The sequence below is a fragment of the Actinomadura logoneensis genome, from assembly GCF_003428695.1.
Lineage (GTDB): Bacteria > Actinomycetota > Actinomycetes > Streptosporangiales > Streptosporangiaceae > Spirillospora > Spirillospora logoneensis.
Window position 1 is genome coordinate 1 of record NZ_QURH01000386.1, and the last position, 699, is coordinate 699.

General features: G+C 69.4%; 1 pseudogene. It reads right to left on the minus strand.

Annotated elements, in window-relative coordinates:
- Window positions 1–435: pseudogene (locus tag DZF91_RS39030) on the minus strand (hypothetical protein); the annotation flags it as partial.
- Window positions 436–699 lie beyond the last annotated feature (264 nt).

The following is a 699-nucleotide window of genomic DNA, read 5'->3' on the forward strand; positions in this document are numbered from 1 at the left end:
GCCCGCGCCGAGCACGGCGAGGGTGGCCGCCTCCGGCCGGGCGAGCAGGTCGGTCGCCGCGCCGGACGCGGCGGCGGTGCGGATCGCGGTGACGGCCGCGCCGTCCAGCAGCGCCTCGGGACGTCCGGTCGCCTCGTCGAACACCAGCACCAGGCCGGAGTTCACGGGCAGCCCGCGCGCGGAGTTCCCGGGTTTGACCGCGATTATCTTGACGCCGAATCCCGTGTCGGAGTCCGCGCCGGAGTCCGTGCCGGGACGGCCGATATGGGACGGCATCACCGCATAGGCGTCACCGCCCGCTGTACGTAGCATCAGCCGTTGGGGTTGAATGGCCTCGTCCGCGCTGAACATTCGCAGTGCGGAACGCATCGCGTCGACGGATTCCTTCATCGGATGAAGGGACCGGACATCTTTCTCGTCCAATATCAGCATCATGCCTCCGGAAGAGGATCGGCTCAGCCTGTGCCGGTCGCGGATCCGCTGTCAAGATTGGATTCCGCTGCCTTTCTGGGGTATTCGTCAATGCAAGTTCCCCCCGATCACGGAAGCGTGAGGCCTTCTCATGCGCGAAGAGTCCGGGTGTGCCCTTCCGACCGCGCCGACCGTGCCGCAGCCGACCGCCGCGCAGCCGACCGCGCCGACCGCAGCGCAGCCGACCGTGCCGACCGCAGCGCAGCCGACCGTGCCGCAGTCGCCGGC